Source organism: Streptomyces sp. NPDC054956, assembly GCF_053609185.1.
Genome location: NZ_JBSGXB010000059.1, coordinates 13,940 through 30,449 on the forward strand (window position 1 = coordinate 13,940; position 16,510 = coordinate 30,449).

The window sequence follows — 16,510 nt, forward strand, 5'->3', positions numbered from 1 at the left end:
CGCACACTAACCCGGTCAGGCCGGCCTGGGCGTTCCGCCGAGGAACCCGCCCGACTGGTGCTGCCAGAGCTTCGCGTAGGCGCCGGCCGAGGTGAGCAGTTCCTGGTGCGTGCCCTGTTCGACGATCCGTCCGCGGTCGAGGACGACGAGCCGGTCCATGGTGGCGACGGTGCTCAGGCGGTGCGCCACCACGAGCGCCGTCCGCCCCTCCATGAGCCGCCACAGCGCCTCCTGGACGAGGATCTCGCTCTCGGAGTCCAGGGCGCTGGTCGCTTCGTCGAGCAGCAGGATCGGCGCGTCGCGCAGGATCGCCCTGGCGAGGGCGACCCGCTGGCGCTGTCCGCCGGACAGCTTGACGCCGCGCTCGCCCACCATGGTGTCGAAGCCGTCCGCGAGCCCGTCGGCGAACTCCGTGACGTGCGCGGCCTCGGCAGCGCGGCGGATCTCGGCGTCGGTGGCGTCCGGGCGGGCGAAGGCGATGTTGTCCCGCAGCGTGCGGTGGAACATGGCCGGGTCCTGGGGTACGTACGCGATCATGCTGCGCAGGTCCGCCTGGCGCAGCCTGCTGATGTCCTGGCCGCCGATCATGATGCGGCCGGCGTCGATGTCCGTCATGCGCAGCAGCAGCCGGGTGAGCGTGGTCTTGCCTCCGCCGGAGCGGCCGACGAGCCCGATCTTCGCCCCGCTGGGCACGGCCAGTTCCAGGTCCTCGAAGAGCGGCTCCGCGCCCCCGTGCGCGAAGGTCACCCCCTCGAAGCGGACGTCGGCGTCCTTGGACCGCAGCGGCTCCGGGGACGGCGGGTCGAGCACCGTGGGCGGCTCGAGCAGCAGTTCCGTGAACTGCGCGGCCTCCGTCATCGAGCTCTCCAGGCGGCGGTAGATCTGGTTGAACTCGAACATGATCCGCGTGGCGTTGGAGTAGTACGTGAACGCGACGACGACCGCCTCCACGCCCCGCCCGTCCCCGGCGAGCGCGACCGCCAGCAGCAGGCCCAGCGCGTTGGTCAGTACGGACATGGGTGCGACCAGCGTGTCGATGCGCAGGTTCCCGTAGTCCCACGACCTCAGCATGAGCAGCCGCGAGGCCGCGACCCGGGAGCGGTGCTCGGCGGCCTCGCGCTCCTCGGCGGCGAAGGCCCGGACGGTGTCCATGTTCATCAGGCTGTCGGCGACGTGGCCCGACACCCGGGCGAGCGCCTCCTCGCGCTGGTCGACGAGCGCCTGCCGGCGCCGGATGAGGGGCACCACGCACAGGGCCGTCAGGGCGATCATCGCCAACAGCCCGACGACGAGCAGCGGTTCGTAGTGCCACAGCACCACCGATCCGAAGATCAGCGGAACGAAGCTGCCCACGACCGAGAACGTCAGCGTGTCGACGAGCTCCTCGAACCGCGAGGCGAAGCTCAGGACCCGTTTGGTCAGCGATCCGGCGAAGTTGTCGTGGAAGAACGAGGCGTCCTTGGCGAAGAGTTCGTCCATTCCGGTGACGTACATGCGCTCGATGCCCAGCGCGTCGAGGCGGTTCAGGCAGTGCAGTCCGACGCGCCACAACCCCTCGGAGAACAGCAGGACGGCGCCGAAGGCGAGGACGTAGGGCAGTGTGGCGCCGATGCCGGCGGCGCCGTCCGCGAGGTCGCCCGCGATGCGGCCGACGAGCTTCGCCACGACGAGCGGAGCGATGTAGTTGATGCCGATGTTGCCCACCGCGGGGAGCAGCATCGCCGGGATGGCCAGCCTCTTCAGCCGGGCCAACTCCCGTCCGTAATATCGAAGTACGAGGAGAACCGGACCCTTGCCCGGCAAGACTCGACGCGATTCAGGCGATCCCATGCCAACCCTGTGTTCTCCGAGGAGAGGCCCGGCCGCGCGGGCCGTTGCCTCAGCGGCCGTACGGAGCTCCGGTCCGAGCGGATGCCGTCGCTCCGGGAAACCGAAGTGTCCCGCGACGGCGCCCGCTCGGTCCAAGCGTTTTTCTCGGCCAGGAGTCTGCTCGGGTGACGAGGCGGCTCAGGAGACGGTGATGAACCGGGCGGTGCTCGGTACCCCCTGGGCGTCCAGGGCGAAGAGCATGTAGGTGCCCGGCAGGACCACGCCCTTGTCGGCCGGGATGGACACCGTGTACGTGCCGTTGCCCGAGGCTGTGGATACGAGCGGGACCCGCCGCTGGTCGTTGTCCGTGGAGTGGGTCGCGGCCGCGGCCCGCATCAGGACGAAGGAGGCCACCGACCCCTGGGCGTCGACGGTCAGCGAGGCGCCGGCGGCGGCCCGGGGCGGCACGCCGCCGGTGATGACGGGGCGCGGTTTGAGCGAGCCGTCCGCGTTGAGCAGGTACGGCGGTGTGAACACGGCCCCGTCGGCGTGGTTGGTGGCGCAGTCTCCGCACAGGCCGCCGCCCCCGGAGAAGATCCGCCCGTCGGGCAGCAGGTTCGCCACGCTGTGGTAGTTGCGCGGGATGGCCATGGTGGCGAGCGGGGTGAAGTTTCCGGTCGCCGGGTCCCACAGCTCGGGGGTCAGCACGGACGTGGCGTCGCTGAACGGCACGGGGTACGCCTGCCCGCCGAACACGGCGACCTTGCCGTCGGGCAGGACGACGCTGTTGCCGAAGGCGCGGGCGTAGCCCATGTCGCCCGTGCGCGCGGCCTGGACCTGGTCGCCGTCGATGCTCACGGTGTACGCGCGCCGGGTGGCGGGCGTGTTCTGGTATGCGGGCGAGCCGCCCAGGGTGAGCAGTTTGCCGATGTCGTACGCCACGGCGTTGCCGGTCATGGCGTCCTGGCTGTCGGCCCGGTTACCGGCGGAGGTGATGCTCCCGTTCCCGCCGGTGGTGATCCAGTTCATCTGCTTGCTCGGGCCCAGCTGGAGCACCTTGCCGCCCGAAGTCGCGTGCAGCCACATGTGGTTGTCGGCGCGGTAGGCGCCGGCCGGGTCGGCCGTCAGCGCGGGGGCGGCGGGAACTCCGGGGAGGGTGCGCCAGGTGCGGGTGTCCGGGGACCAGACCTCGCCGGCCTTGTCGCCCGTGGCTCCGCTCCAGGATCCGCCGAGCACGAAGGCTTCGCCGGTGGAGAGCAGGGTCATGGCCTGGTAGCCGCGGGCGATGTTCATGCTGGTGGTCGCGGACCAGGCGTCGGTGGCCGGGTCGTAGATGCTCGCCTTCTCCGCGTTGCTGCCGCCGGTGACCAGGACCCGGCCGTCGGCGAGCATCGCTATGCCCGGACAGAACATGTCGTGGCCGGTGTTGTCGATGCGGCGCTGGGTGACCTTGCCCGTCTTCAGGTCCAGGATCGCGGTCTGGGTGTAGCCGTTGCTGCCGCCGAAGCGGTCGACCGCGTACGCCGACCAGGCCAGGAGCTTGTCGCCCGGCAGGACGGCGGTGGCCACCGGCACCAGGGGGAAGCCGGTGATCCGGTCCCAGGAGCCGTGGGCGACGGGGTTGGCCGGGCCGCTCAGGCGTATCTCGGCGGCGGAGGTCCAGGGCCCGCGGTTGCCGGCCTCACTGGTCACGGTCAGACGTATGTAGCGGGCGTTCTCCGTGCGGGTGAAGGTGGCGGTCTTGACGGTGTCGTCGTCGCGCCAGGTGCCCGCGGAGACGGGTGCGCCGAAGGTCGTGCCGTCGGTGCTGGTGGTGACGGTGTACGCACCGGCTCGCCCGTTGGGGCCGTTGTTGCGGGGCTGGTAGACCAGGGCGGAGACGGCCGCCGTGCGGTGCATGTCGACGGTGATGCTGTGCGGCAGCGGGGCGGGGGTGCCCGTCCACTTGCTGTGCCAGATGGTGGCGTCGTCCCCGTCGAGGACGTTGGCCGCGCGGCCGTTCTCCCCGGTGGTCTCCTCGTCGCTCGCCGCGGCCGTCCATCCGGTACGCGGCAGGTCGACGGTGGCGGCCGGGGTTCCGGGGTCGCCGAGCAGGTTGATCTCCGCGGCGGAGGTCCACGGACCGCGGTTGCCGGCCTCGGTGACGGCGGTGAGCCGGACGAAGCGGGCGCCCTGCGGGGCGAATCCGAGGGTCTTGGCAGCGCCGTCGTCCGCGAGGGTGCCGGTGGCGACCGGACTGCCCCAGTTCTGGCCGTCGGCGCTCACGCTGATGCCGTACTCACCGACGCGCCCGTTGGTCCCGTTGGTGCGGGGCTGGTAGACGAGCGCCGAGACCACCGCGGTGCGGTGCATGTCGATGGTGATGCTGTGCGGCAGCGGGGCGGGGGTGCCCGTCCACTTGCTGTGCCAGATGGTGGCCGTGTTGCCGTCGAGGACGTTGGCCGCGCGGCCGTTCTCGCCGACGGTCTCCTCGTCGCTCGCCGTGGCGGTCCATCCGGTCCGGTCGAGGACGGGAGCCGTCGGCTCCATGGCGTTCGCCGGGGCCACGCCGTGGTGCGGCGACACCTTCGCCGTCTGCTGCTCGAAGGGCCCGGGCGCCGGCCGGGGTGTCGGACCGTGGGCGCCCGGCCCCGTGCTCGCCACCCCGAGCCAGGGGGTGAGCCCGACGAGCAGCGAGCCGAGGGCGAAGCCGATGAGCAGCCGGGAGCGGCGTACGGCTCGGGACAGGGCGCGGACGCGTCCGGGCTGCAATCGAACCTCCAGGGGCGAACCGTGAACCGCTACGGGCCCCTAGAAGATAGATCAGCTCGATTCAACTCGACTATGAAATAGGGGAGTTGGCGCGAATCGGTATCGCTGCACACATCCCGGACGCAAGCGGCTCAGTGCTCACACAGGGAGAACTCTCGCTCGTAGAGCTGCTCGTTGTGCTCGTCCACGAAGAACTTCCGCTCCTGCATGAGTTGTTCGCGGTACTCCTTGGCCTGTTCGAGCGTCATCGTCGAGGTGTCGGACCACGGCTGCTGCGGCGGCACGTCGGAGGTCGAGACGATCGTTTCCGACGGGTCGACCAGGAAGAACGCGAGGATCTTGCGATGGCCCGGGCGGGTGGGGTCCACGAGGCGGAACGAGTCGACGCGGTGCTGCAGGACGTTCGGGAACGCCAGGCAGCGGCCCGCCGGGGTCGCCACCGATCCCAGCACCTGGTTCAGCGCGTCCTCGTTCTCCAGTCCGTAGACCTCCCGCATGCCGTCGTCGTCGCTCTGTTCGTACTCCGGGTCGTCGAGTGCCGCCCGGAAACCCAGCCGGCTCTCGGTGATGTTCTCGCTGTCCCAGTAGTAGATGCCGGTCGAGACGATCCGCTCGTTCAGCATCCCCTCGACGTGCCAGGAGCCGCCGGCGTACTCGGGCTCGTCCGGGGTGAGGTGGACGGTGGCGAGCTTGACGATGACCTGGAGACGGCGGCCGCGCAGGTCGACCCGGGCGGCGGCGTCGGGCAGTGCGGGCGGGCTGAAGGCCGGAGCGTCCGGGACGGTCGGGCGGCGCTCGTCCCACCAGGCGTCCATGGCTTCGTCATAGGCATCGCGGGCTTCCAGCCAGGCCGCATGGTCACTGAAGGACGACTCGCGAGGGTACTCCGGCTTCGAGTCGTACCAGCCGTAGGGATCGGCATCGATCCGCACGGGCCGCGGATGGCGCAGATCGGTGAGCACGTTCTCCAGCAGCGGGCGCATGCGCGCGAACACGTCCGGCAGGACGGAGGCCAGTTCGCGATGGGTCTCGGGGTGGAGGTTGTTCACGTACGAGCGGAAGGCGACGTCGCCGTCCTCACTGACGTCGACGTCCGTGGGCAGCCACTGGAACTTCTCCGAGAACTCGTACTTCGAGTAGTGGTTCGTCGGGTTCCGCCAGGCCCGCTCGGGTTCCCCGCTCACCCCTCTCACCAGGCAGAACAGCGAGGGGTGAACCAGATCCAGCACCTGGCCGCCGGATCCGGGATGCCAGTCCCGCTCCGCTTCGGGGACCTCTTCCAGAACCCGGACCGCCTCGCGCAGCCGGGATCCGAGCCGCTGGTCCACCAGGGTGTCCGACTGCCACACCCCGTCGACGGTGGACACCTCGATGCCCGTGCGCCCGTCGCGCAGCGCGGCGTAGTGCACGAGTTCGTCGAGCACGTAGCGCACCTGCGCCTCGGTGAGGCCCTGGTCCACCGCTTCCCGCGTCCACCGGGCGACGATGCCGGCATCGTTCATCTTGTCGGACCACCCGGGCTTGGCCCGGATGCTCGAGCTGCACTGCATCATCTGCAGTTCCCGCAGCGTTCGGGGCACCGCGAACGGTATGGAACGGGAGGCGTGAAAGGGCAGCGGGAAAGCGGGCAGGCCGGTCAATTCTCTTGTTCCTCGCAGTCGGTTTGCGGTGGCCGGCGAAGGATAGCCCGACGGACCGACACCGCGACCAACACACCCCCGGACACACGAAAGGCCGCCCTCCCACGAATGAGAGAACGACCTCCGACCTGCGTTTCCGCATGGTCGGGACGACAGGATTTGAACCTGCGACCCCTTGACCCCCAGTCAAGTGCGCTACCAAGCTGCGCCACGTCCCGTTGTGCTTCCGACTGGGCTTCCCACTTGGGGTTTCGCCCGTCCCGGCGGCACATGCAGAACATTACCCCACGCCGAGGGGTGTGCATGCACCGGTAATCGGCGGGAGGGAGGATGAGGGGGTGAAGGAACGGGATCGGGATGCTGAGGGTCGGGCGCGGAGCGCCCGGCCGAGGGACGGGCTGGGGCGGCCCCTGCCGTACGGGGCGCCGGGGGTGGAGCGGCAGCCCGAAGGGCTGGTGCGGACGCCCGGCGAGACCGTGGCGCAGGCGCAGCGGCTGCTGGACGCGGGGATGCCGTTCCACGCGCACGAGGTCTTCGAGGACGCCTGGAAGTCCGGGCCCGACGCGGAGGCCCCGCTGTGGCGGGGGCTCGCGCAGCTGGCGGTCGGGCTGACGCACAGCGCGCGCGGGAACGCGGTGGGCGGGGCGCGGCTGCTGCGCCGCGGAGCGGAGGTCCTGGCCGGACGGTACGGAGCCGGGGGCGCGGCCGCCCCCGGGAAGGCCACGGAACCCGGCGCCGGGACGACCGCCGGGGCCGCCGTCGGGGGTGGTCCCGGGGGTGGCCCCCCGTACGGGATGGACCTGCCCGGGCTCGTCCTCTGGGCCCGGGAGCTGGCCGGCCGGGTGGAGGCCGGCGCCTCCGTCGACGCGGCGGCCGAGGCCCCCCGCCTGACACCCCGCCCCGGCTCCGCCTGACCGGCACGAGCGCGCGTACGCGACCTGCGGCCGGGCATCTCGGCCGACGCCGGTCCGGATCAGGGTGCCGACCACCACGGGCAGCACGGGCCGACCGCCCGGCCAGGGCTTACGCCGGCTGGAGGAGGTCCCAGCGGTTGCCGTAGAGGTCCTGGAAGACGGCGACCGAGCCGTACGGCTCGTGGCGCGGCTCCTCCAGGAAGCGGACGCCCTCGGCCGTCATCCGGGTGTGGTCCGCGGCGAAGTCGTCCGTGTAGAGGAAGAAGCCGACCCGGCCGCCCGTCTGGTCACCGACCCGGGCGAGCTGGGCCTCGCCCTTGGCCCGGGCCAGGAGCAGTGCGGATTCCTTGGCGCCGCGCGGGCGGACCACGACCCAGCGCGAGCCGTCCGGGCGGGCGGTGTCCTCGACGAGGTCGAAGCCGAGGGCGCGGGTGTAGAAGTCGATGGCCTCGTCGTAGTCGCGGACCACGAGGGCGGTGAGGGCGATGTGTGCGGACATGACGCCTATTGTGCGCCGAGGAGTACGACCTCCAGGGTGCGGGGCCCGTGCACTCCCTCCACCCGGTCCAGCTCGATGTCACTGGTGGCGGAGGGGCCCGAGATCCAGGTCAGGGGGCGGGTCGGGTCCAGCAGCGGCAGCGCCCGCGGGACCGAGTCCACCACCTGGCCGGGGACGCGGACCACGCAGATGTGGTGGTCCGGGACCAGCGTGATCCGGCGCCTGCCCTGGCCCGGTCCGCCGTCCAGGACGATCGTGCCGGTCTCGGCGATCGCCAGGGCGCAGCCGGTCACCACGCTGTCCACCGCGTCCAGTTCGTACGGGGTGGACGCGGCCCGGTCGTCCACGCGCGTCGGGGCCGCCGCCGCGAGCCAGTGCGGGGGCAGGCCGTCCGGTACGAGGACGGACTGCGCGCCCCGCTCGGCGAGGAGCCTCGCCAGCAGCACGGCGATGCCGTCCTCGTCGACCCGGTGCACCTTCGCCCGGTACTCGGCGAGGTTCGCGGCGAGCAGGTCCGCCGTCTCGGCCGGGGTGCGCGCGCCGTGGACCTGGAGGTAGTGCCTGGGGACGGCCGGGGCGGGGTCCCCGCCCTGCGTCGCCCGGCGGATGCGTCCCAGGATGCGGTCCCTGCTGCTCATGTCCGGTCCTCCCGTTCCCGTGCCGCCCACCAGTCGCGGAACGACCGCTCCGGGAGCTCCGGAAGTTCCCGGCTGTCCGTCCAGGCCCGCCCGGGCCCCGGCAGCCGGCGGGGCCGCAGCCGCCGGGCCCTGGCCAGCAGCCGCTCCCCCGCGCGCAGCGCTCCCGGATGGTCCAGCAGCAGCCGGGCGGCCCTCATGGCGGCCCGCTCGGCGGTGTGGCCGTGGGCGGGGCGGATCCGGACGCGGATGCCCTCGCGGGTCACCGGCCCGCCCTGGGCCACGCGTTCGCGGAGGTGGACGAGGACCTCGGGGATGTCGATGGCCACCGGGCAGACCTCGTAGCAGGCCCCGCACAGGGTGGAGGCGTAGGGCAGCGAGGCGTCGATCTCGCTGCCGGTGCCGCGCAGTTGGGGGCTGAGGATGGCGCCGATCGGGCCCGGGTAGACGGAGCCGTAGGCGTGTCCGCCGGCGCGCTCGTACACCGGGCAGACGTTGAGGCAGGCGGAGCAGCGGATGCAGCGCAGGGCCTGGCGGCCCACCTCGTCGGCGAGGGTGTCGGTGCGGCCGTTGTCGAGGAGGACGAGGTGGAAGGCGGACGGCCCGTCGCCGTCCGCTCCCTTCGACGGACCCAGCCCGGTCCACATGGTCGTGTACGGGTTCATCCGCTCGGCCGTCGAGGAGCGCGGCAGCGTCTGGAGGAAGATCTCCAGGTCCCGGAAGGTCGGGACCACCTTCTCGATGCCGACCACCGAGATCAGGGTCTCGGGCAGGGTCAGGCACATCCGCCCGTTGCCCTCGGACTCGAAGACGACCATGGTCCCGGTCTCGGCGACCATGAAGTTGGCGCCGGACACGGCGACTTTGGCGCGCAGGAACTTCTCCCGCAGGTGCAGGCGTGCCGCCTCCGCCAGTTCGCGCGGGTCGTCGCCGAGCCCTTCCGGCGCCGGGCGGCCCCAGCCGCCCATCTCGTGGGCGAAGAGGTCCCGGATCTCCCCGCGGTTGAGGTGGATGGCGGGGACCAGGATGTGGGAGGGCCGGTCGTGGCCGAGCTGGACGATGAGCTCGGCGAGGTCGGTCTCGTACGCGGCGATCCCGGCGGCCTCCAGCGCCTCGTTGAGGCCGATCTCCTGCGTGGCCATGGACTTGACCTTGACGACCTCAGGCTTTTCCGTGTCACGGCCGCCGGCGGCCAGGACCAGCTCGATCACGATCCGGTTGGCCTCCTCGGCGTCGGCCGCCCAGTGGACGGTGCCGCCCGCGGCGGTGACGGAGGCCTCCAACTGCAGGAGGTAGCGGTCGAGATGGCGCAGGGTGTGGTCCTTGACCGCCTTGCCGGCGGCGCGCAGCTCGTCCCAGTCGGCCAGTTCCGCGACGGCGCGGGCCCGCTTGTCGCGGATGGTGTGGGTGGCGCGGCGGAGGTTGGCGCGCAGCGTTTCGTCCGCCACCGCCTCGCCCGCGGCCGCCGGGAAGGCGGGGAAGGGCGGGAGGGCCGGGGAGGCGGGGAAGGCGGGCATGCCGAGATCCGTGCGGGTCATCGCAGGGGTTCCTCCTCGGTCGAGGCCAGGATCTCGGCGAGGTGCAGGGCCCTCAGCGGTGCGCCCCGGCGGCGCAGGACGCCGTCCAGGTGGAGGAGGCAGGAGTTGTCGGCCCCGCAGAGGACCTCCGCGCCCGTGGCCACCGCGCCCGCGATCTTGTCGGCGCCCATCGCCGCCGAGACGTCCGGGTTCTTGACGGCGAAGGTTCCGCCGAAGCCGCAGCACTCCTCGGCGCCGGGCAGTTCGCGCAGCTCCAGACCGCGCACCGCCGCGAGCAGCCGCGCGGGCCGGTCCCCGAGCCCGAGGGCCCGCAGTCCGTGGCAGGAGGGGTGGTAGGTGACGGTGTGCGGGAAGTACGCGCCGACGTCGGTCACCCCGAGGACGTCGACGAGGAACTCGGTGAGCTCGTACACGCGCGGTACGAGGCCTTCGGCGAGCTCGGTGAGCGCGCCGCCCCGGCCCTCCGCCTCGGCGGCGCGCCCGATCCGGGGGTAGTGGGCGCGGATCATGGCGGCGCAGGAACCCGACGGGGTGACGACGTACTCGTACCCGGCGAAGGCCTCGGCGGTCCGGCGCACCAGGGGCTCGGCCTCGCGCCGGTAGCCCGTGTTGTACTGCGGCTGCCCGCAGCAGCTCTGCGCCGCCGGGAAGTCCACGTCCACCCCGAGCCGCTCCAGGAGGCGGACGACGGCGATGCCGGTGCGGGGGTGGAGAGCGTCGTTGACGCAGGTGACGAACAGGGCGACACGCATGACGGGCAGAATAGCCGGGTGAAGAAGTTCTCAGTGATCGGCATAGGCGCGGGCGACCCGGACCACCTGACCCTCCAGGCGGTCAAGGCGATCGGCGCGGCGGACGCATTCCTCATCCTGGAGAAGGGCGAGGAGAAGGCGGATCTGACCGGGCTGCGGCGGGCGATGCTCGATGCGCACGCCCGCCCCGGGCACCGGCTGGTGGAGGGCCGCGATCCCGACCGGGACCGGACCCCCGCCGACTACACCCCCACCGTGGACGGCTGGCGCAGCGCGCGGGCCGAGATCTTCGAGCGGTTCATCGCCGAGGACCTGGCGGAGGGCGAGACCGGCGCGTTCCTCGTCTGGGGCGACCCGTCCCTGTACGACTCCACGCTCGCGATCCTCGACGAGGTGCTGGAGAAGGGCCGGGTGGCCTTCGAGCACGAGGTGGTGCCCGGCATCAGCAGCATCTCCTCGCTGCTGGCGCGGCACCGCACCAACCTCAACCGGGTGGGCCGCCCCGTCCAGATCACCACCGGGCGCCGGCTCGCGGAGGGCTGGCCGGCCGACGTGGACGACGTGGTGGTGATGCTGGACGCCCGGCACGCCTTCACCGCCCACCTCGACCAGGACCTCTCCATCTACTGGGGGGCCTACGTGGGCACGCCCGACGAGATCCTGGTCTCGGGGAAGCTGGCGGACGTCGCCGGCCGGATCGAGGAGCTGCGCACCGAGGCCCGGGCCCGCAAGGGCTGGATCATGGACACGTACCTGCTCCGGCGCGGCTGAGCTCCCGGCGGGAACGGAATCAGGCGGGCTGGCCGAGGTAGCGGGGCAGGACCTCGGCGAGCCGCTCGTACTCCTCGGCCCGGTTGTAGATCTGGCCGCTCACCCGGATGCCGCCGCCGCCCGGCCACGGCCAGATCAGCACGCGGATCCGCTGCTGCGCGGCGAGCCGTTCGCGCAGTACGCGGGCGGCCTCCGGGGTCTCGGCGACCCCTGGCGGCAGTCGCAGCGCGCGCATGGCGAGGCCCTCGGTGTACGGGAGCGGGGTGAGCCCGGGGATCTCGGCGAGCAGGGCGGCGCCATGGGCGGCCAGCGCGCTGTTGTGCGCCCGGACCTTGTCGGCGTCGAGCTCTTCCAGCAGGTCGAGCCCCTCCGGGGCCGCGAGCCAGCCCGTGTAGTCCACGGTGGCGCGGTTCTCGACGGAGCGCGGGAAGCCGTGGTGGTCCTCCCAGGAGGGCACCAGCGGCCGGATGCCGGCGCGGTGGCCGGGGGCTACGGACAGGAGCGCGGTGCCGGACGGGGCGTAGGCCCACTTGTGCAGGTTGCCGAACCAGAAGTCGGCGCCCCCGCCGAGCGGGTCGGGGACCATGCCGGGGGCGTGGGCGCCGTCCACGATGGTGGTGATGCCGCGCGCCGCCAGGTCGGCCAGCAGCCGGGGCGAGGCGATGAGGCGGGCGGTGGGCGAGCTGATGTGGTCGAGGACGGCGACCCGGGTGCGCGGGGTGATCCCGGCCAGCACGGTTTCCCGTACGGCGTCCTCGTCGGGGAGGTGCGGGTCGAGGACGACGGTGGTGAGGGGGGCGCGGCGGGCGGCGGCGGTGACGACGGTGCCGTAGCCGTGGTCGGTGACCAGGATCTCGTCCCCGTCGGCGAGCCGGACGGCGTCGAGCGCGAGGTTGGCGCCCTCGGTGGCGTTGGAGATGAAGGCGAGCCCGGCCGGATCGGCGCCGAGCCGGGCGGCGATCCGGCCGCGGGCCTCGGCGATCCGCTCGGGGGCGCCGATGAAGAAGGAGTCGGGGTCGCGGTGCGCCTGCGCGCGCAGGGCCGCCTGGGTCTCCTGCACGGGGAGCGGTACGGCGCCGAAGGACCCGTGGTTGAGGTGGCTGATCGCGGGGTCGAGCCGGAACAGGTCCCGTCCCGAGGGGAACTCCGCGGGTCGTACGGGACGGGCGGACCCGGCCGGCGGGCCGGCCTCGCCCGAACGCGGCGGGCCGGCGGACTGCGGTGAATCGTTCATGTGGACCTCCGTGGGTGCGGCGCGGCTGTCGTGGCCGATCATGCCCCGCGGACAGCGGCGACGGCACCCCTTCCCCCGGCGAGACGATGATCGAAATGGCTCGAAGTCGACCGCGGGCGGTCGCATACTCGGCACCATGACCTTCCATACATCCCTCGAAGCGCTGAACGTACCCGCCTCCCCCGCCTGTGCCGCCGCCCTCGAAGTCGCCACCGCCTACTGCACCCCGGCCCTGCTGAACCACTCGGTGCGGTCCTACGTGTGGGCCTCCGCGTACGCCGCGGACCGGGGCATCGAGCACGACGCCGAGCTGCTGTACGTGGCCGCGCTCCTCCACGACCTGGGGCTGGTCCCGGAGTTCGACAGCCACACCGTCGCCTTCGACGAGGCCGGCGGGCACGTGGCCTGGGTGTTCGGCGCCGGGGCCGGGTGGCCGGTGGAGCGCCGGCAGCGGCTGTCCGAGGTCATCGTGCGGCACATGTGGGACTCGGTGGACGTGCGCGAGGACCCTGAGGGCCATCTGCTGGAGCGGGCCACCTCCGTGGACATCTCCGGGCGCAACACGCAGGACTTCAGCCCCGAGTTCCGGGCGGAGGTCCTGGCCCGGTACCCCCGCGAGGGCCTCGCGGAGGAGTTCCTGGCCTGCTTCCAGGACCAGGCCGCCCGCAAGCCGCAGAGCTCCCCGGCGGTGTCCGTACGGGGCGGACTCGCCGAACGCATCCTGGCGAACCCGCACCCGCTGGAGAGCTGAACGACCGAACGGTGGAAGGGCGGAAGGGCGGAAGGGCGGAACGCCGGACCGTCTAGGAGTGCTGCCCGCCCCGGGCGAGACGCAGTTCGCGTCGGCGGAAGTTGCGCTCGCCGACGACGCGCCAGATCACCCGGGGCGGGAGCGGCATCTCGCCGATGATCATCTGCCGCTCCTGCGCGTCCGCGTCCTTGAGGATCATCCCGAGGACGGTGAACAGCTTGCTCTTCGGGATCGCCGACCTGGCCGCGTCGCCGATCAGCGCCCACTCCGCGGGCGTGAGCGCCTCCGCGGCGTGCGGCAGCACCTCGCGCTCCTCCTCGTCGAGGTGCGCGTCGAGCGACCGCGACACCTCTTCGAAGGCTCCGGCCAGCTCCTCCGCGACCCCCTCCGCGCCGCCCTGCCAGCGGGCCAGCAGCGCGACGGCCGTGTCGAGGGGCTGGGACAGCCCCTCGTGCTGACCCTCCATCCGGCGCCACAACTCGGCGTGTTCCGGCAGGCGTTCGGTGAGCTTGGGCCACAGGAGCGCGTCCTCACCCGCGTGGTGGTGGTGCAGGGCCTCCAGCAGCAGCTCCAGCCACTCGGCGACCCGCTCGATCTGGTCCCGGCCCCCCGCCGGCGCCCTGCGCACCCGGTCCGCCGCGTCGCGGAACTCCCGCCGGAACATCCGGTGGACCACGACCATGTCGTGCGTGAACGGCCTCGTCCGACTCTCCATCTCCCCTTACCCCCCGGCTCGGTTGATGTGTCCGCCTCCAGCCTGACCGACCGGGCCGGGCTCGGACAGGGCGCACGGCAGCGCGGAGGGGCGGTCCGGGGAGGCGCGGCCGCCCGGGTCCGGGGCCCGGCGGTTCGCGCCTCCCGCGGTGCGCGCCGCGGGCGGCTCGGCGCACGGGTTGGCGGTGCGTGGCGGGAGCGCCCAGTTCGGCGAGCCGGTTCCGCCGGTGTGCAGGCCGACTTCCAGGCCCAGGGCGCGGAACACCCGTACGGCCCGCGGGAGACCGCGCTGGAGCAGCGGCTCCACGCCGGAGAAGACGATCCCGTCGAGCAGCCCCGTACGGCGGGCGCGGTGGTAGCCCATGACCCGGGTCCTCCCAGGGGAAGTCCCGGGTGAGGTTGTAGGTGGGGATCGGGAAGGTGAACACCCGGCCGGTGGCGTCGCCTTCCGTCATCACCTCGGTGTACGCCCGGTTGATCATTTCCATCTCGGCCTGGAGCTCGCCGTAGGTGAAGCCGGTCTCCTCCCCCGCGACCACCGGGATCCGCTCGCGCAGGTCCTCGGGGCAGGTCCAGTCGAAGGTGAGGTGGGTGAAGGGGGTCTGGGCGCCCCAGCGCGCGGGCACGTTCAGGTTGCGCACGAGCTCCTGCACGCACTGCCTGACCTGTTCGTACGTCATCGCGTCGAGGCGGACGCAGGGGGCGAGGCAGGTGTCGAACGAGGAGAAGACCTGGGCGCCCGCCCATTCGTTCTGCCGGGTGCGCAGGGACCAGCCGGCGCAGTAACCGCGGAGCATGTCCAGGTCGTGGATGTGGAGGTCGCGCTCGCGGTGGGCGCGGGCGACTTCGGCGGGGTGGACCCGCTCCAGCCAGTAGTTCACGGTGACCTTGCCCGCGGCGTTGAGGATGAGGCCGCCGAGCGAATAGCCCTGCTTGGCATTGGCGTTCACCCGCCGGTCCCGGCGTTCCCGATACTCGGTCGGGGCAGTCCCGGATTCCCACCGGGTTCCCTGTTGCCTCGGTCGGGGCGGACGTGCGCGCACCTGTGCGCTGACGAGCGGAGCCCCGCCGAACCGGCAGGGCCAACACTGCATATGGATGCGACGGCGATATGTCACCACTAGATATGGGGTGGCGAAGGTCCCGGAGGTCGGGCCTTCCGCCCTCCAGTCACCCTCCAGCCGCATTCCGGAGAATGGACAAAAGCATGTCCCGTGTACAACTGCTGCGATCATCGGGCGCCACGGGCCTTTCACCGGAATTGGGAATTCCCCTGGCCTTCCGGTGGAACTGGCGCATAATCGTCTTCATGCGGCTTGAAAGAACCCTCTTGCCGCGTAGGGTCACGCATGCATGGGGGGCATCGTGCCGATGGGGGAATCAGCCAATTCCGGAACGCTTCCGACGACGTCCGACGAGTTGTCCCGACTGCTCACCGCCGTGCGGCGGGGCAGGGTCCTCACCGTCACCGGAAGGTTCCGGGAACCCCGGAGCGTGCTGGTGCGGGAGATCGGGGAACGGCTCGCGTCCAACTTCTTCGACGGGGTCGCCGTGGTCACCATGGAGCACCGCTTCGGGGTCCGCGATCTGACCGCGGCACTGGGCTGCGTACCCGGCATGCCCTTCCTGCCGTGCGGGACGCCGAACGCGGCGTCGTGGCTGGCCGAACGCGACATGCTGCTCGTCCTCGACGGCTCCGACCACCTCTCCGCCGACGCCCTGACCTGGCTGCGCGATCTGCTCGCCGTGGCGCCCGGGCTGCGCATCCTCGCCGCCGGACGCCACCCGCTGGCCTTCGCCCGGGAACGCGTGCACCGGCTCTGACGGGCCGGGGACCACCGGCCGTGGGCTCGGCCCCGGCCGGCGGTCCCGTCGGCTACCCGTCCCGCCACTCCTGCGCCCGCAGGCCCATCACGACCTCGTCCAGGAACTCCCCGCACACCCAGGCCGCCTGGCGCAGGGTTCCCTCCAGGGCGAACCCGGCCGCGCTCGCGGCGCGGATCATGGGGGCGTTGTCCGCCAGGGTGTCGACCTGGAGGCGGTGCAGCCCGCGCACGGAGAACCCGTAACGGCACAGCAGCCGGACGACCTCACCGCCCAGGCCCCGCCCGCGGCTGCCGGGGCGCAGGGAGATGCCCAGGTGCGCGGAGCGGTTGTGCGCGTCGATGGACCAGAGCAGGGCCTCGCCCGCGAGTTCGCCGGTGGCCCGCTCCACCACGGAGAAGACGGCGACGTCGTCCGAGGGCGCACCCGGCTCGAACGGCGAGTGGCCGCTCGCCGCGCCCACGGGCCGCCAGGGCCGGGTGTCGCCGCGCGAACGCGTCAGGACGTCCTCGTACAGCTCGGCGTGGAGCACGGCCACGTCATCCGCGTGCCGGGCGCGCAGCCCGGCCAATTCTCCCTGGATCATGAGGTCTTACTAGCCTCCGCGGGGCCCGGACCACAACAGGGTTTCCGCGTCCGCACCCGCGAACAGGTCCGCCCCGGACGGCAGTTGCCGTC

At 72.3% G+C, this 16,510-nt stretch carries 15 protein-coding genes, 1 tRNA gene and 1 pseudogene; 4 read left to right on the forward strand and 13 right to left on the reverse strand.

Going from position 1 to position 16,510, the window contains the following annotated elements; translation table 11 throughout:
• Positions 1-15 precede the first annotated feature (15 nt).
• The 4 genes from ACWGDE_RS13130 to ACWGDE_RS13145 form a co-directional block, all read right to left on the reverse strand.
• Positions 16-1,830, reverse strand: a complete 1,815-nt coding sequence (locus tag ACWGDE_RS13130) for an ABC transporter ATP-binding protein (protein WP_453389055.1) — start codon at positions 1,828-1,830, stop codon at positions 16-18.
• A 177-nt stretch (positions 1,831-2,007) separates the two neighbouring features.
• Entirely contained in the window at positions 2,008-4,560 is a 2,553-nt protein-coding gene (locus ACWGDE_RS13135; RefSeq protein ID WP_453389056.1) for a discoidin domain-containing protein, read from the reverse strand.
• Positions 4,561-4,691: 131 nt separating this feature from the next.
• Positions 4,692-6,200, reverse strand: coding sequence for a DUF4246 domain-containing protein (locus tag ACWGDE_RS13140; protein ID WP_453389057.1), 1,509 nt, complete (start codon positions 6,198-6,200; stop codon positions 4,692-4,694).
• 141 nt (positions 6,201-6,341) lie between these two features.
• Positions 6,342-6,418: transfer RNA gene (locus ACWGDE_RS13145), tRNA-Pro, on the reverse strand.
• A gap of 81 nt (positions 6,419-6,499) precedes the next feature.
• Between ACWGDE_RS13145 and ACWGDE_RS13150 the strand changes: the two genes are divergently transcribed.
• Positions 6,500-7,114 (forward strand): DUF309 domain-containing protein, encoded by a 615-nt coding sequence (locus ACWGDE_RS13150; protein ID WP_453389058.1) that lies wholly within the window; start codon positions 6,500-6,502, stop codon positions 7,112-7,114.
• A gap of 109 nt (positions 7,115-7,223) precedes the next feature.
• Here ACWGDE_RS13150 and ACWGDE_RS13155 read toward each other — a convergent pair whose 3' ends face one another.
• From ACWGDE_RS13155 to ACWGDE_RS13170, 4 genes are read right to left on the reverse strand one after another with little or no spacing between them, the layout of a single operon-like run.
• Positions 7,224-7,613, reverse strand: coding sequence for a VOC family protein (locus ACWGDE_RS13155; protein WP_453389059.1), 390 nt, complete (start codon positions 7,611-7,613; stop codon positions 7,224-7,226).
• A gap of 5 nt (positions 7,614-7,618) precedes the next feature.
• Positions 7,619-8,251: a LutC/YkgG family protein gene (locus ACWGDE_RS13160; protein ID WP_453389060.1), complete on the reverse strand. Its 633-nt coding sequence runs from the start codon at positions 8,249-8,251 to the stop codon at positions 7,619-7,621.
• The gene (locus ACWGDE_RS13165) at positions 8,248-9,786 is read right to left on the reverse strand and encodes a lactate utilization protein B (RefSeq protein WP_453389061.1); all 1,539 of its coding nucleotides are present in this window, start codon (positions 9,784-9,786) and stop codon (positions 8,248-8,250) included. The genes ACWGDE_RS13160 and ACWGDE_RS13165 overlap by 4 nt, the downstream gene beginning before the upstream one ends.
• A complete protein-coding gene (locus ACWGDE_RS13170; protein ID WP_453389062.1) occupies positions 9,783-10,538 on the reverse strand; it encodes a (Fe-S)-binding protein in 756 nt (251 codons plus the stop codon). Before ACWGDE_RS13170 ends, ACWGDE_RS13165 begins: the two co-directional genes overlap by 4 nt.
• Positions 10,539-10,556: 18 nt before the next feature.
• Here ACWGDE_RS13170 and cobF point away from each other — a divergent pair, with 18 nt between their 5' ends.
• A complete protein-coding gene (gene cobF, locus ACWGDE_RS13175) occupies positions 10,557-11,309 on the forward strand; it encodes a precorrin-6A synthase (deacetylating) (protein ID WP_453389063.1) in 753 nt (250 codons plus the stop codon).
• 19 nt (positions 11,310-11,328) lie between these two features.
• On the opposite strand, the gene ACWGDE_RS13180 is transcribed toward cobF, so the two are convergent.
• Positions 11,329-12,543: an aminotransferase class V-fold PLP-dependent enzyme gene (locus ACWGDE_RS13180; RefSeq protein WP_453389064.1), complete on the reverse strand. Its 1,215-nt coding sequence runs from the start codon at positions 12,541-12,543 to the stop codon at positions 11,329-11,331.
• A 136-nt stretch (positions 12,544-12,679) separates the two neighbouring features.
• On the opposite strand from ACWGDE_RS13180, the gene ACWGDE_RS13185 reads away from it, so the two are divergent.
• On the forward strand, positions 12,680-13,294 hold the full coding sequence (locus tag ACWGDE_RS13185) for an HD domain-containing protein (protein ID WP_453389065.1): 615 nt from the start codon (positions 12,680-12,682) through the stop codon (positions 13,292-13,294).
• Positions 13,295-13,346: 52 nt separating this feature from the next.
• Here ACWGDE_RS13185 and ACWGDE_RS13190 read toward each other — a convergent pair whose 3' ends face one another.
• The 3 genes and pseudogenes from ACWGDE_RS13190 to nrdD all read right to left on the reverse strand — a co-directional run.
• Positions 13,347-14,009 (reverse strand): hemerythrin domain-containing protein, encoded by a 663-nt coding sequence (locus tag ACWGDE_RS13190; protein WP_453389066.1) that lies wholly within the window; start codon positions 14,007-14,009, stop codon positions 13,347-13,349.
• A gap of 6 nt (positions 14,010-14,015) precedes the next feature.
• Entirely contained in the window at positions 14,016-14,372 is a 357-nt protein-coding gene (locus ACWGDE_RS13195) for a hypothetical protein (protein WP_453389070.1), read from the reverse strand.
• Between the two features lie 19 nt (positions 14,373-14,391).
• Positions 14,392-15,243: pseudogene (gene nrdD, locus ACWGDE_RS13200) on the reverse strand (anaerobic ribonucleoside-triphosphate reductase); the annotation flags it as partial.
• Between the two features lie 118 nt (positions 15,244-15,361).
• Here nrdD and ACWGDE_RS13205 point away from each other — a divergent pair.
• Positions 15,362-15,832, forward strand: coding sequence for a hypothetical protein (locus tag ACWGDE_RS13205; RefSeq protein ID WP_453389067.1), 471 nt, complete (start codon positions 15,362-15,364; stop codon positions 15,830-15,832).
• 52 nt (positions 15,833-15,884) lie between these two features.
• Here ACWGDE_RS13205 and ACWGDE_RS13210 read toward each other — a convergent pair whose 3' ends face one another.
• Positions 15,885-16,418 (reverse strand): GNAT family N-acetyltransferase, encoded by a 534-nt coding sequence (locus ACWGDE_RS13210; protein WP_453389068.1) that lies wholly within the window; start codon positions 16,416-16,418, stop codon positions 15,885-15,887.
• Positions 16,419-16,510: the final 92 nt, after the last annotated feature.